Consider the following 15,356-nt stretch of genomic DNA (forward strand, 5'->3'; position numbering starts at 1 on the left):
TTTTAGATCGGCGTTGACAACGGAAACGCCGTCCAGAAGCACATGGTTAAAAAAACGATTAAAGCTGTGTCGTGCTCGTTGTCCTTGCAGTATTCCAATTGTTAACAGACCCTTCATAACCTGAAACAGAATCTTAACAATTTTAGATCGGCGTTGACAACGGAAACGCCGTCCAGAAGCACATGGTTAAAAAAATGAAACTTTCACTTTCCGTCCGCGTCGCAGAAACGGCATCGAAAAGAGATGCCACGCATACCTTTGAACAACTGACTGAACTGGCAGCAGGACTCGGCTACGAGGCAGTCTGCATGCGTGCCTCCCAAGTCGGTATCCACTCGCCTTTGGAGCACATTACCGCCGCGCGCAAACAGGCGGCATCGCTTAACCTGAAGGTCTCAATGATCACTGGGGATTTTCCTGTTCCGCTCAACAACGAGCAAGGACCGGATGGACTCCGCAATATAACCCCCTATCTGGATTTAACGGAACTTCTTGGCGCGGATCTCATCCGCATTGCGATGAAAGTCGAGGCAGACATCCCATGGGCACAACGTGCCTCCGATGAAGCCGCTGAGCGCGGTATCCGTCTGGCACATCAATCGCATACGCAAAGTCTGTTTGAAACGGTAGAGGGTTCAGTCGATGTATTGAAGCGGGTGGGTAGAAAAAATTTCGGGATCATCTATGAACCTGCCAACCTCGACCTGTGTGCTCAAGATTACGGTGTTGAGACACTCAAACGCTTTTCACCGTATCTTTTCAATGTCTATCTTCAGAATCACATTCGCCGACCAGAGGGAAAGACACGCCTTTTGACGTGGATTCAGGGTGAAGTCCCGCACGATCCGATCCGTTTGCAGGACGAAGGTGGCATCGATTATCCACTGGTGTTTCGCGGACTGAAAGCGCTCAGTTACGATGGATACGTGACGGTGCATCAGGCATTCCGAGAAATTATGGAGCCTGAAGACGCAGCGGAGCAGAGTTACACCTATCTCAAACCCTTTTGTGGATAGGAAAGGTAGCACCTTTAGCACTATGAGCACACAGCAACCGAATATCCTGATTATCACGACCGATCAGCAGCGGACAGATAGTTTGAGCTGCTATGGGTCAGCGTTTACAGATACACCGCATCTGGACCAGTTCGCCGCTGAAGGTGTCTGTTTTGAACGGGCATACTGTGCAAATCCAGTCTGCACACCCGCTCGCGCCTCAATTTTTTCGGGACGATATGTGAGTCGTCACGGGGCGTGGAACGTCGGCATGAACGTCCCTGAAGACGAAACCCTGCTGTCACATCGACTTGCTGAAGTCGGCTATCGCACGCACTACATCGGTAAGGCACACTTCCAACCTTTCGGCGCATCCCCGGCAGTGTCAGTTGAAACCCGCGGCGATACGAGGCGTTACCCGAATTTCCGGGGTCCCTACTATGGATTTGAGACGGTGGAACTGGCACTCGGTCATGCGACTTATGGCGTTGCGGGACATTACGGTGAGTGGGTGCGTTCGTGCGTTTCTGCGGAAACGTTCGCGAGTTACAGCAAAGCAACACGCCTGAGTGAACGGGGGTTCGGGGGCGAGGCTTACGATTGGGATATACCCCTGAAATACCATAATAGCGTCTGGACAGCCGATCGGACAATAGATTTCCTATCAAACCGAGACACCTCTCAGCCGTTCCTATTGGCGGTCGGTTTCCAAGATCCGCATCATCCACACTGTGTTCCAACTGAATTCGAGGCGCGCGTTGATCCAGCGCACGTCTCACTGCCGGATTTTGTCGAAGGCGAGTTGGATGACAAGCCGCCCCACTTTTTAGAGGCACGATATGGTCAGCTTGAAAAGTCGGAGATCCGTGGCACGTTTGCCATCGCGGGACAGGGTGGTGGTGCGGATTATCGCAAGGTCTCCGAAGCCGATGCCCGTCTTGGTAGAGCATACTATTACAATATGGTGAAGATTATCGATCAGCAGATGGGACGGATTCTGGAGTGTTTGGATACATACGGACTGACAGAGAATATGTTAGTGCTTTTCACGACCGATCACGGTGAACTTCTCGGTGATCACGGTCTCTGGATGAAGGGACCGTTCCATTATGAGCAGCTCGTCCGCGTGCCAACGTTGCTGCGATTCCCCGCAATGATTCCTGCTGGACAGCGGACACAGGCACTTTTCAGCCATGTTGATATCGTCCCGACGGTCCTCTCTGCAATCGGCTTGCCACCCCCATCAAATACAGATGGTGTGGACGTTATACCGATGCTTACAGGTGGGACGGCATCCACCCGAGATTCGGTATTGGTTGAATGTGTGGACGATCCGCGCGGCTTGCGACTCAAAACGATTGTGACGGATACACGGAAACTGACATGGTATTGTGGGCACACTTATGGGGAACTCTACGATCTGGAGCAGGATCCGAGTGAACGGGTCAATCAGTGGGAGAATAGTGCCTACGCTGCAGATAGGATGTATCTTATGGGTCGTATTCTTGAGACGATGGAACCATTGGAAAGAAGGGTTGAGCGGCTATCGTATGCGTAGGATTCGATTTTTAGACTTGCATAAAAAAGAAAGATTGGGTATCATACTAAAATAGGAGGCGCACACCGTGTGCCGTAACCAGATTTCCAATCCTCTTTCGTCCCGTAGGGACGATATATTTATAGAGGGAAAACATTGGGGGCATCCAGATGGAGCCTACACTATCCATTGTGATTCCGATTTACAACGAGGTTGCAAGTCTAAAAGAACTCCTGCAACAGGTCGGTAGTGTTGAAATCGGTATGAAAAAAGAGTTGATTCTCGTTGATGATTTTTCAACAGATGGCACACGCGATATTTTAAAGGAAATTGAAGCCATTCAAGCAGATTCAGACGAGATACGTCAGTATATCTCAGTACCCCAGATGCCCTCAAATGAAAATGCTATCTCCGATAGCGAAGTCCCGAAATCCGAAAGTTCCGCAGAAAACACCTCTGATATCTCCGCAAAAGTCTTTTATCACGATGTGAATAAAGGAAAAGGAGCAACTCTTCGGACTGGATTCCAGCATATCACGGGTGAAATTACTCTCATCCAAGATGCTGACTTGGAGTATGATCCAGAAGATTATCCTAAATTGCTTCAGCCTATCCTCACTGGAGAAGCCGATGTTGTATACGGCTCTCGGTTTCTGGAGGGGCGACAAACGGGATTGTTGCGCAGTTACCTCGCAAATCAATTTCTGACGACCCTTGCCAACATCGTCAATGGCACAAGGCTTACCGATATGGAGACTTGTTATAAGGTGATCCGAACATCAATTCTAAAGGAGATTTCGCTGTATTCGGATAGGTTCGGCTTTGAGCCTGAAATTACGGCGAAACTTGCCCGACGAAAGTGTAAAATCGTTGAGGTGCCTATCTCCTACCGCGGCAGAGACTACCATGAAGGGAAAACAGTGAGTTGGAAAGATGGTGTCGCCGCAATTTTTCACATCCTCCGTTTCCGATTCTTTTCATAGTGAAAATATGTCTAATTTGCGAGACTTGCTTAAAGAGGTAGATGCTATCCTCAACTCGGAAACCGATGTGTCAAGGGTTCCGACACAGGATTGTGAATCGCCAGCAGATCCCCTTTTGGTAGCACTCGATACCTACTTCGGTTACACTTTTTTCCGTAAAGGGCAACGCGAGATTGTTGAGGCAATCTTAGAGGGCGAAAACGTATTTGCTGTATTCCCAACAGGACACGGAAAGTCGTTGTGTTATCAACTTCCTGCGTTGATGCTTGAGGGCATAACGATCGTGATCTCACCTCTCATTTCACTGATGAAGGACCAGGTCGATGCCTTACGAGAGCAAGGGATTCATTCGGTTGCGCTCATAAACAGCACGCAGACCTGGGAAGAATACCAGCGTGAATTGGCGCGTCTGAGACGCAATGAAATAAAACTGCTCTACATCTCACCAGAACGCCTTCGGAGCCGACGGTTCTTGGACATCTTGAATGCGTTTCCCATCTCGCTATTCGTCATTGATGAGGCGCATTGTATCTCACAATGGGGACGCGATTTCCGTCCTGCCTATCTATCGCTCAAAGATACGATTGACGTTCTCCAACCGCGCGTTATCGCACTTTTCACCGCAACAGCACCCCCAGAGATTCAAGAAGATATCCTCAACGTGTTGAACATACCAACACCGCGCACCCTTACACAAGGGATCGAGCGCCCCAATTTGAAATTGGTCGTCCAACAGAGTGAAGATGACGATGAAAAGTATCAACACCTCGAAAGGTTTCTCACCGATCAGGACCCAAATCTTCTGCCAATTCGTCTGGGGAATCTGAAGACTTCACCGAAAAATGGGATCATCTATGCGGGACGCCGGCGAGAGACTGAGGAGGTCTCGGACTTTCTTCAAAGACGCGGATTTCGGGCAGATTTCTATCACGCTGGACTTGAACCTAACGAACGCACCCGCGTGCAAGAAGCCTTTTTTGATAATAGTGAGAACGGATTAGATATCGTTGTTGCCACAAACGCCTTCGGTATGGGTATAGACAAACCGGATATCCGATACATCGTGCATTGGACGCTTACTGGCACGCTTGAGGAGTATTGTCAAGAAGTGGGTAGGGCGGGTAGAGATGAAGAGGATGCCCTCTGTATCCTACTTTTTTGTAACGATGACCGCGGGTTACACGAGTGGTTTATCAAAGAGAGCGCACCGGATAAGCAGTTTTTGCTTAAACTTTTAAAGGTTGTTGAAAATTTCAGAGGGAGCGAAAGGTATCGCACAATTTCTAACGATGAATTGGAGTGGATGAGCAGTGCTAAAGGGACAAAAATCCACGTCTGCCTCAGTTATCTGGAAAAACTCGGATTTTTGAAGCGGTGGTATAACGTGCCGTCTCAGCTTTCTGTGAGATTTCGCGGATCTTGGATTGGCGCAGGCGCACCAATGGAAGCAACCCAGCGTGAATTACTCGGTCAATTGCGGGGTGGAAAACCAAAGACGATTTTAGAACTCTGTGAAGCCGTTGGAGAAAACCCGAAGGAGATCATGGAAGGCCTTGCCGAGTTGCAAAGCGAGGGTTATATCCAGTACTGGGGGCAGGAAGATTTGCTCCTCATTGAACTCCTTGAGGACAGTCAAATGCTCAGCACACTGACAGATGAACAGATTGAGGTCGGCGACTATGTTCGCCGAAAACAGAGCCAACTCAATCAGATGATCGTTTATGCGTTAGAGACGACCTGCCGAATGCGTGTGATTCGAAATTATTTCGGTGAATCTGTTGACGAAGGTTACCGGTGTGGGATGTGCGATTTGTGTCAATAGTTTTCAGTCTTTACTATAACTGTTCATTATTTAACTTTCGGTGCGGAGTGCTTCAATCGGTGAAAGCTGAGCGGCGAGTATCGCTGGATAGACCCCGAAAGTGATGCCCATGAAAACTGAGAAGATAACGGAGGTCAATATCCACGGCAAAGAGAGCACAACGGGCCATTCTGGCACAACCTGTACAATTCGGACAGCAAGTTGCGCCATACCGTGTGCTGCCATCCAGCCTCCTGCAATGCCGAGCACCGCACCCGACAAACAGAGACAGATGGATTCCGTCAAGAACTGACAGAAAATGTGAATCCGTTTCGCCCCGACGGATTTCCGCAAGCCTATCTCTCGCGTCTTTTCACCGACAGAGACGAGGCATATATTCATGATGCCGATGCCACTGACAAAGAGCGAAAAGCTGGCAATACTCCCTAAAGTAATTTTTATCACTTTTTCAATGTGGTCAAGTCGCCTGGCTGTCCGTTTTGCTATCCAGAGTCCGATAAAGTCATCCTTCCCTCGGTGCCTTTTACGTAGAATGTGCTTAACCGAATCAACGATGCTATCAATATCGGTCCCTTTTTCAAAAAAGACGACCATATCTTCGAGATAGCGGGTGCCTGTGATCCGTTGTTGGTATGTTGTTAAGGGAACACAAAGGGCATCATCTAAAGAATACCAGATACTGAGGCTGCGGCCCTTTGGTTTCATCACCCCCACGACCTGTAGCCTGACTGTCGCTCCCCGCCAACGATACCGAACCTTTACCTCCTGTCCAATTGGGGATTCCTCTCCAAACAGTTCAGTAGCGGTATCGGCACCGAGGACACACACCTGCTTGGCATCTTCAATATCCCCCTCCGAAAGGAATCTACCAGACTGTAACTTCCATCTCATGCCGTGTGCGTAGTCTGGCGTAACACCTTCCAGAAGCGGTCTGGCTTGGTTCCCATTCCTGCTGGTAACGAAGGTTTCGTAGCCTTCATGTTTGGGCAGGACATATAGAACATTCGGACATTCTGCCTCAATCGCAAGCGCGTCCTCAAGGGTATACCGTTCAGTGGTGCGTCGAACCAACCGTCGGCGTTTCCAAATAGAGGTCCGTGTCCAGAATTGGACTTGGTTTGCGCCGCCGAGGGTATCGATGTCTTGGGCGATAAGAAGTTTCGCACCATCGCCGATTGCGATCATGCACAGCACACTGGCAATCCCGATAAAGATACCGAGAATAGACAAACCGGCGCGGAGTTTATTTTGGACAAGATGCGCAATACCTGCGGTGATAGCATCACGAAATTTCATTGTTATGGTTTTCAGTTGTCAGTTTTCAGTTGTCGGTGGGACGCGTGGGCGTTGCAAACGTTTTGTCTGCCACACATCCTTTTAACCAAAAACCGAGAACCGATAATCACTTATACAGACCTTTGGATGCACTTTCAAGGAATTCAACACGTCTCGTTCAAGTGCTAATTTAAAGAATCACAGGTGTTTAAACCTCATTTTCACTTGAAAATTCATCTCGTCGGACGTTGTTGTGGTTATATAGAGGCGGATTCTCGGCAAAAAGGCTTAAAAAAGATAAAAACCAGTTTTCTGGAGTATGTGAAACGGAAGAAAACAAATTGGAGGGGTGAGTTTAGGTTTCAGAGCGATCTACAGTATCAACAGGATTGAGGTTACTGAGTGCCTGCGCATAGACCTGTCGGAGGGGGACGTTGTTCTGTTCCGCAAGCCGTTTGCAATCTTCATATTCGGGAACGGTTTTAATAAGGATGTCGTTGAGATACCCACGTTTCGCTCGAACTGTTCCCCACCGCGTCTTGACGTAGATGAAGTTGCGCCGTAGTTTGACCCGATTGGCAGACGAGAATCTGACGCCAAAGGTCGTGGTTTCGGTGAGCAAGCGTTCGATGAGTTTATCGCGATGGGTCGTAGGACAGAGGACTGTTATCTGTGTGGCGGGTCTGTTCTTTTTCATGAAAATGGGTGTGAGAAAAACATCAAGCGCGCCGTCTTCAAAGAGCTGAGAGGTGACATACCCCGTAATCTCTGGCGACATATCGTCCACATTGGTCTCAATGATGTCCACGCTGTCAGTTTCGGCGTGATGGTGGGTCGTTTGTAAACCGCCACTTGAAATCTTTTCACCGAGACAGAGGCGGAGGAGGTTGGGTCGTTGTTCAAGGTCGCGAGTGCCAGCACCGTACCCGACGCGATCCAATCGCATGTGGGGCATGGCACCGAATTCCTGCGATAATGTTGTAATGAGTGCAGCACCCGTCGGCGTTACCAGTTCTTTGGGTATATCGGTTTGATGAATCGGAAGACCCTTTAGGAGTTCCATTGTGCCGGGGACAGGAACAGGCATGCGTCCGTGAGCGCATTGGACAAAGCCCCTACCGAGAGAAAGGGGTGATGCGTAAACTGCGTCAACGTCGAGATAGGTCAAACCGATGACAGAACCGACGATGTCCACAATTGAATCGATGCCACTCACCTCGTGGAGATGAACGTCGGCTTTGTCCATGTTGTGAACCTTCGCCTCTGCTTCGGCGAGCCTGTCAAAGACGCGTTTGGCGGTATCCCGAATTTCTGGGTCTAAACCGCTGTCATCAAGCAATTTGAAAATATCGGAGAGATGACGAGCGGGTCCGTGCTCGTGGTGATGCCCATGCTCATGGTGTGAATCTGCGTGTGAGGTGTGTGCAGGGTGCACCTCCACAATCGCTTTGGTCCCGGTAATGCTGTGTTTCTTTGCTTTTTCAAAGTGTAGACTAAACTCGGCATCGAGTTTGAGCGTAGACAATCCCTCCCTAAGCATTTCGGGGGGAACGCCAGCATCGACGAGGGCACCCAGTGTCATATCGCCGCTAATACCTGAGAAACAGTCGAAATACGCGATTTTCACTATATTATAGTCATCCTCTTTAGAAATCTTGAAGTAAGTCTTGGAGCAGTGTTTTTGAGTCGTGTCGTTTGAGCTTAGCAATGGCTTCAACCTCTATCTGCCGGACACGTTCACGACTAATCCGAAGTTTGTTTCCGATGTCGGCTAAGGTATACTCGGTACCGTCCATTAAACCGTATCGCAGAATAATCACCTGTGTCTCACGAGGATTGAGCGTTCGGTTGAGAACCTCCGTAATAACCTCGATTTTTGCATAATCGAGCAAGTAATTTTCAGGTGTAATTTGAGATTGATCCGGAATCAGTTCGGAAAACGAACCGTCCGGGGAGTCTTCATTGATCGGTGCATCGAGCGGAACCGGATCCTTTGTGGCGTTGAAAATTTCGGAAACCTTTTTTTCTGTAAGTTCGACCTCTTTTGCAATTTCAGTCGTAGTCGGTTCACGTCCGAGTTGGGCTGTCAGATCTGATTGTGCCTGCTTAATGGCGCGACGGGCTTCGCCGATATAGCAGGGAACCCGGATCATCTGTCCTTGCTGATCGAGGGCGCGTTTGATGGATTGCATAATCCACCAAGTGGCGTAAGTGCTGAATCGGAATCGGAGGGTGTGGTCGAACTTATCTACGGCTCGCATCAATCCGAGGCTGCCTTCCTGCATCAAATCAAGGAAGGTTAAGGATGTTTTACTAAAATGATGTTGTTTGGCAATACTGGCGACAAGTCGCAGATTTGCTTCGACAATTTTTAGTTTCGTTCCGTGTGTGACTTGGTCGGCTGCTTCCAATTGTTCCGCCAACCACCTGACATGTGCAAATTCCCTTCGGATGTCCTCAAGTACAAACCGGAGTGTATGTGGCTTGCAGGTCATCATCCGTCCGCCTAACATATCGGCAGGTAATTCCTCCAAGAGTGTTTCGACTTCGTGGCGGATAACGTCGAATTCTTGAAAAGCCAAGGACTCCTGTTCTTTGTCAAAACATGCTGCTGCGATACGAGAGAGTTCAGGGATCCGATGTGCTTCTGCCAAAGGGAACTCGGTCTGTCGTTGCCGCACTTTCGTAGTTTTTTTGTTAAAGGTACTGATGTTGCTGCGAATCGCTTTGCGAGCGTATGTCCGAAATTCCGTGCCCCGCTTTGTGCCGCTATCGTCAATAGCTTTCAAGAGTCCGAGGCCTCCGACCTGCATCAATTCGGGGGATGCAGTAGGGTCAACATATTTTTGTAGGAGATATAAGTTTTCTTCAAAGATTTTCCAGCGTGTTTGTTCCAATAAATTTGCCTTCGCCTCTAATTTTTCCAATAGGACCCCAAGTGCTTGGATTTCGGCGCGGACTTGGTCTATAATGAATCCGTGTTCTGATTGTGGGGGTTCTAATTTTCGGTTTTTGTCTGAAGTAGGGTTCTCAGCAATGTTAAGCGAGGCTATCATCCAATCTGGGAATTGATTTAGCAGGTTGGTAAACGCCTGGAAACCTTCTCGGTATTTTTCAAAGAGTGTGGTTTCTTGCTCAGGTTCCAACAAAGGGGTCTTTGCAATTTTCTGTAGGTACGCAAAGGTCTCATCCCTTGGTGATTCTGTAGGGTTTTCTTCCCTCTCTTCATCCTCTGCAAAAAGTTCAGATTCTATTGCGTATGCCGGGTAATAGTCTCTCATGTCTCCAACCTCCCTATAGACATATTGCCCCGCTGGGGCTTTAGTATGAAAAAAAGTTTAACTTTTAATTGCGTATATGGTATGCTACTATGTATAATTTATTCGTATACCTTCTAAATAATATAATTGGCTTGCAAGCAGCCCCCTAAAACGGAGTATCAGACTGGAGGCAGTTAATTAATGGCTCAACTCACACAGAATGAAATAATTAAAAAGTGTCAAGCCGGTGAATCTCTTTCTGGTGAAAATCTGGCAAACTTAGATTTAGCGAATCAACCGCTCATAGGTGCTGATTTATCGGAAGCGAATTTGAGCGGGACTGATCTACAGAACGCGGATTTAACGGATGCGAATCTCAACGATGCGAATCTTTCCGGCGCGAATCTTTCCGGCGCGACTTTACATCGGACGTATTTGGTCGGTTCTAATTTAACGGATACCAACCTTGAAGCATCGAATCTATGTGGTGCGTTTCTCAGCGGAAGTCTGCTTTGTGGGACGAACTTCCGAGGTGCTGATCTGCGTCGTGCTACCCTTGGTTGTCCAAGATGCGAGGTGTCGGGACCCTTCGGTTCACTCACCAGTTTTGAGAACGCGAACCTCGGAGAGGCAATTTTCGGTGAAATCAAGCTGATAGGTGTTGTCTTACTCGGCGCCAATTTCAAAGATGCATATCTATATGAGGTTGACCTCTCTGAAGCCGTCTATCGTGAAGCCGATCTTGAAGGTGCTATTACGAAAAAGGGGCGAAATTAAACACGAGGCTTTTTGTTTTCGCCATAGCGTCTACCCATTTCGTCGATGTCATATCGATCTACCGATCTCATCCACCAATTGGAAATTGAGATTGCAAAAAATTGAATAGCACGGACCGCGTTCTTCTAATATGTGTGACGTTAACAAGGGGTAAGAGGTTTACCCAAATTGCATTTTTTTTTTTAGAGTTTCGATAATCTACGGGGCATCTTGTAAATATTTAAGAGTATACTCGAAAAGGTAAGAAATCGCGACCGGGAGATCGCTCCTACGAAATAGTGACCAGTCGTCAGTTATGAGTTAAGAGAGATCGCTCCTATAGGAATATAGAAGTAGCAATCAGCGGTCGGCACCTCCGAATTTTAGGATTAGCTGAGCTGCATTTCACAGAGTTTTTGATACAACCCTCCGCTTGCTAACAATGTTTCGTGTGTTCCAGTCTCCAGAATTTCCCCATCCTTGATAACCAGAATTTTGTCAGCCCGAACCACGGTTGAAAGCCTGTGCGCAATAATAAAACTGGTTCTCCCCTCCATCAGGTTTACCAACGATTTTTGGATGAGTGCTTCAGAGTGTGTATCCAATGAAGATGTGGCTTCATCTAAGATGAGAATCGGTGCATCTTTTAAGAGGGCACGGGCGATAGACAAGCGTTGCTGTTCCCCTCCTGAGAGTTTCATACCCGCTTCACCTATAGGGGTCTTATAACCTTGCGAGGTTTTCGTAATAAACTCGTGAGCGTTTGCCTTTTTCGCTGCAGCAATAATCGCCTCCTCAGTGGCACCTGGGCATCCGTAGCCGATGTTCTCCAAAATCGTGCCATCAAATAGAAAGGTGTCCTGTGGAACAAGCGCGATATTTTGTCGCAAGACTTCCAAATTTACTTCGGAAATAGAGACATTGTCAATCAGGATTCTCCCGGAACTCACCTCATAAAACCGTAACAGTAGGTTAAGGAGCGTTGTCTTTCCACTGCCACTCGGTCCGACAAGTGCTACAACCTCTCCCGACTTCGCTCCAAAGGTTATGTTGTCAATGACGGGTTTCGATCTTGGGTGGGGATTTCCCGAATTTGTTGTTAAAGGTTGGGGATAGGAAAAAGAGACGTTCTGAAATGTGACAGTGCCGTGGATATTTTGCAGTTGAATTCCGCCTGCTGTATCCTCTTCGAGGGTTCCGCGATCACGATTATCATGATGGCGTGCCTCCGTAGATTTCGGACGGAGATTATACTGACGTTCGTCGTTCTCTTGAGGCATCTCTGGTCCGAAGTCGAGGAGATAAAAGATCCGTTCTGCAGAGACAAGGCACTGTTGTAAGGCACTATTGACGCTGCCAATGGTTTTAATGGGCTTGAACATCCAGCTGACCATTGTAACATAGCCGATAAACCATCCTGTGGAGAGTTGTCCTATAATGACCTGCCAGCAGCCCAACCCGAAAACAGTTGCCACACCGAGGGCACCCAACCATTCGATCGTTGGTGGGAGAAGTGCGGCGAAACGGGCGCGTCGGATCGCTGAGCAGTACTGATCCCAGTTGATGGCTCGGAAGCGTTTGGTTTCAGCGTGTTCAGAGGTAAAACTTTTGATGATTTTGATACCAGCAAGTGTCTCTTTGAGTTGCGAATAGATATTTGCACTCTGCTGCTGAATTTCTATGCTGGCACCCCGAATTCGGGCACCGATAGATGTGATGAAGTAAGCAAGAAATGGGAGAATAAGCAGGACGAACAGGGTGAGTTTGAAACTTGTGATCAGCATCACAGAGACAAAGACACTCACAAGAACGACAGCGCGGATGATGTTCGCCATCGCGGCGACGAGATTTTGCCACACCCGGACATCGTCTGTGACGCGTGCCATGAGATCGCCAGTGCGTTCTTCACGTAAGATGCCTAAAGGGGCAGAGACCATACGTTCATAAAGGGCGTTCCGCAGTCGGAAGGATAGTTTGTGTCCGACCCGCGCCATCACGTAATCGTTACCGTAAACGAAGAACCCCTTGATGAATACAAGGATAAGCAACCCACCGAGAAGCCATAGGAAGGCTTTGAGAGCATCACCGGCATCTACCAATAATATCTCGAACCCTTCAAAAGCAAACAGACGTTCGCGCTGAAAGTATCGGATGGATACAGTCTCGTCGAATGGGTTTCCACCGACAATTTCAAGTGTATTAATTGTATCGGCTAAAATCTGAACAGCCCCTAATTCACACATAGCAATTACCAAGGCGAAAGCCATTGCCAAGAGAAGGGAACCGGTGTAGGGGGCGTGATACCGGACGAATCGAGTAAAGATTGGGTTTTTTGTGAAAGTTTTTTTATCCATGCCGAGTCTATCCCTTGGATCTGAACCGGAGCGCAACGCAACAGATTTGTTTCATCTCAATTGGTAACTGCCAAATTGAATGGCACATGCCTGCTTCACGGCATCGTCTCCCTTTGACAATGGAAAACGGATACTGAATTCTCGCTTTTGGAAATCAACCGCCTCGATAATCCCAATGGCGTAGGTATTACCGGCGGTATCGATTAAGCCAATCAAGCGGCGTTCAAAATAAGTGTGGACTTCTGTTGTGACGTGCGTCAAACTTAAATAGTTTTTGATGTGGGTAATCGTTGCTTTGGAAAGCGGTTCTGACGCAACGAGACACAAGGTGCGATGTCCCCATTCGGCGTGGTCAATTTGCGTTTCGGCGAGTCGAGAGAGTATCTTCAATTCTTTCTCATTTGCGATGCGTCCGATAAAGAAAGGGGTGCGCTCCCCGCGAATCTGTTCAAACGGTAGGGATTGGATACTATTTTGGGATTTCTGTAGAACAGGCTCTGGAAACTCACACGCTTCGCCACTTCTAACAGCAATCTTTGGAAACCCACAAGTTGTGCCACTTTCAACAGCAAGCTTTGGCTCGCAAGCAGCGCCAAAGTATGCCTCAAATTGGGTTTTTCGGTATCGGCTGCGTGCCTTGCTACTTTTGGATCGAACATTTCGGTGTGGAAGCAGATAATGAATATCGAGCCAGTCCTGTTGACGGTAGCATGCGGTTATCTGTTCCAATTCGCTGGAACGACCGATGCATACCACATGGTTGGGTCTGGTGAGTTCAATTTTGTGTCGTTTGAGAATAACAGCGGGTGCGTCGTGAATGTAACCACTCGTGTCGACGATAATGAAATCAGCCTCGGTTTCACGAGCGTGATCTACCATCAACCGCGTTCCTGTTAGCACTTCAAGAGAGTGCCTGTGTGGCGACAAATCCCCGACAAAATACAACTGGTCGGCGATGCGATTGAACTGAACAGGGGAACTTTCTGGATCAAAGGATTTCATACCGATTGTAGTGGGAGGACCGATTTGAGATTGTCCGACATCTGTATCCACAAAGACGGTTTTCAGTCCCCGATCAACGGCAGAATCCACCAAAAAACGGCAGAAGGTCGATTTTCCAACATCGGTTGCCCCTATCACAAGTACAACCTGTTGGGGTTTGACAATCCGACTCTCAAGTTTTTCCCAGTGTTGGTTAACTTGATAGGTGTCCTTCATTTTTGACCAAGGTTTTTATGATTTATGTGATTTACCATGATGAGATCTTCGATCATTAGGATAAATCTGATAATCATAACAATCTTTTGCAGATCCTATTCACTGACGGCTATTTGCCAAGGTGCATTTCATAACGAAAGGTGACACCGGGGAGGCTCAACATTTCATCCAAAGGGGGCATCTGTTTAATTCCGACGAGTTGCTCAAGGAGCGATGTCTTTTTCTCCTTACGCACGACCTTGGGTTTGCCTTCAATACCTGCTAACGCTCCGGCGGTTTCAATCGCATCAGGGAGATTACCGAGTTGGTCCAGTAACTTTGAATCTAACGCCTGCTTTCCAGAGAAAATGCGTCCATCTGCAAGTGCAACAATTTCGTCGCGCGTTAAGTGATTCCCCCGTGCCTCAAAGATTGTATCCACAAATTGATTGTAAACATCGTCCACAGTGGATTGGAGAACGGCTCGTTCCTGTTCCGTCAACTCGCGGAAAGGTGAACCTGTATCTTTAAAGTCGCCGCTCTTAATGACTTGATGCCCTAAGCCGACTTTGTCGTATAAACCCTTTAGTTGCGTGAATTGCATGATAACGCCGATGCTACCTGTCAAGGTGCCGGGGTTTGCGAAGATCGTGTCGGCGGCGCACGCGACATAGTAGCCGCCAGATGCCGCACTCCCGCCCATTGAAGCGACTACAGGCTTCTCTATTTTCTTCAATTCGCTGTAAATCTCTTGGACCGGGGCGACACTGCCGCCGGGGGAGTTGATTCTAACGACAATTGCTTTGATACTTTGATCATCGCGGTAAGTGTGAATTAGTTTAATTGTGTCATCTGAGCCTGAGATAATACCCGTAATGTCTACGACTGCGACCTTTTCTCCTATTGACACGTTGCTGCCCATTGACCGTAAAAACAGCAGCACGAAGAACAGCGCGATGATAGTTCCTAAAATAATGTAAACACGTCTCTTTCTCATTTTTTAATTATACCTTGCGGAGGAACAGCGTGCGTTTGGACTTTGAAGTGCGTCCCTCAAATCCGCCTGCGTGTCTTTGCAATGTAATACATTGTCCCGCAAGTCCACGCGCGACTTGCGTATGGATTTAGTCTATTCCGAGACTAAATCCGGTATTTCTGCGTATTGTTGCAGGCTACA

At 48.0% G+C, this 15,356-nt stretch carries 11 protein-coding genes; 5 read left to right on the plus strand and 6 right to left on the minus strand.

The genetic code is table 11. From position 1 onward, the window contains the following. Positions 1 to 182: 182 nt before the first annotated feature. The 4 genes from F4X88_19240 to F4X88_19255 all read left to right on the plus strand — a co-directional run bounded on the left by F4X88_19240 (position 183) and on the right by F4X88_19255 (position 5,337). A complete protein-coding gene (locus F4X88_19240) occupies positions 183 to 1,016 on the plus strand; it encodes a sugar phosphate isomerase/epimerase (protein ID MYA58418.1) in 834 nt (277 codons plus the stop codon). A 22-nt stretch (positions 1,017 to 1,038) separates the two neighbouring features. After that, complete coding sequence (locus F4X88_19245; GenBank protein ID MYA58419.1) at positions 1,039 to 2,553, plus strand: sulfatase-like hydrolase/transferase; 1,515 nt, start codon at positions 1,039 to 1,041, stop codon at positions 2,551 to 2,553. 149 nt (positions 2,554 to 2,702) lie between these two features. Continuing rightward, positions 2,703 to 3,515, plus strand: coding sequence for a glycosyltransferase family 2 protein (locus tag F4X88_19250; protein ID MYA58420.1), 813 nt, complete (start codon positions 2,703 to 2,705; stop codon positions 3,513 to 3,515). A gap of 7 nt (positions 3,516 to 3,522) precedes the next feature. Beyond that, the gene (locus tag F4X88_19255; GenBank protein ID MYA58421.1) at positions 3,523 to 5,337 is read left to right on the plus strand and encodes a RecQ family ATP-dependent DNA helicase; all 1,815 of its coding nucleotides are present in this window, start codon (positions 3,523 to 3,525) and stop codon (positions 5,335 to 5,337) included. Positions 5,338 to 5,367: 30 nt separating this feature from the next. Here the strand turns inward: F4X88_19255 and F4X88_19260 are convergent, their stop codons facing one another. The 3 genes from F4X88_19260 to F4X88_19270 all read right to left on the minus strand — a co-directional run bounded on the left by F4X88_19260 (position 5,368) and on the right by F4X88_19270 (position 9,893). Continuing rightward, on the minus strand, positions 5,368 to 6,633 hold the full coding sequence (locus F4X88_19260) for an FtsX-like permease family protein (protein MYA58422.1): 1,266 nt from the start codon (positions 6,631 to 6,633) through the stop codon (positions 5,368 to 5,370). A gap of 334 nt (positions 6,634 to 6,967) precedes the next feature. Beyond that, positions 6,968 to 8,239, minus strand: a complete 1,272-nt coding sequence (gene larC, locus F4X88_19265) for a nickel pincer cofactor biosynthesis protein LarC (protein ID MYA58423.1) — start codon at positions 8,237 to 8,239, stop codon at positions 6,968 to 6,970. A 19-nt stretch (positions 8,240 to 8,258) separates the two neighbouring features. Next, positions 8,259 to 9,893 carry a sigma-70 family RNA polymerase sigma factor gene (locus F4X88_19270; protein MYA58424.1) on the minus strand — a complete coding sequence of 545 codons (1,635 nt, stop codon included), beginning with the start codon at positions 9,891 to 9,893 and terminating at the stop codon, positions 8,259 to 8,261. Between the two features lie 180 nt (positions 9,894 to 10,073). On the opposite strand from F4X88_19270, the gene F4X88_19275 reads away from it, so the two are divergent. Beyond that, positions 10,074 to 10,649 carry a pentapeptide repeat-containing protein gene (locus F4X88_19275; protein ID MYA58425.1) on the plus strand — a complete coding sequence of 192 codons (576 nt, stop codon included), beginning with the start codon at positions 10,074 to 10,076 and terminating at the stop codon, positions 10,647 to 10,649. Positions 10,650 to 11,017: 368 nt separating this feature from the next. Here the strand turns inward: F4X88_19275 and F4X88_19280 are convergent, their stop codons facing one another. The 3 genes from F4X88_19280 to sppA all read right to left on the minus strand — a co-directional run bounded on the left by F4X88_19280 (position 11,018) and on the right by sppA (position 15,176). Beyond that, entirely contained in the window at positions 11,018 to 12,982 is a 1,965-nt protein-coding gene (locus F4X88_19280) for an ABC transporter ATP-binding protein (GenBank protein MYA58426.1), read from the minus strand. Between the two features lie 51 nt (positions 12,983 to 13,033). After that, entirely contained in the window at positions 13,034 to 14,200 is a 1,167-nt protein-coding gene (locus F4X88_19285) for a hypothetical protein (protein MYA58427.1), read from the minus strand. Positions 14,201 to 14,309: 109 nt separating this feature from the next. Beyond that, complete coding sequence (sppA, locus tag F4X88_19290; GenBank protein MYA58428.1) at positions 14,310 to 15,176, minus strand: signal peptide peptidase SppA; 867 nt, start codon at positions 15,174 to 15,176, stop codon at positions 14,310 to 14,312. Between the last annotated feature and the right edge of the window lie 180 nt (positions 15,177 to 15,356).

It is taken from the genome of Candidatus Poribacteria bacterium, from assembly GCA_009839745.1.
GTDB lineage: Bacteria > Poribacteria > WGA-4E > WGA-4E > WGA-3G > WGA-3G.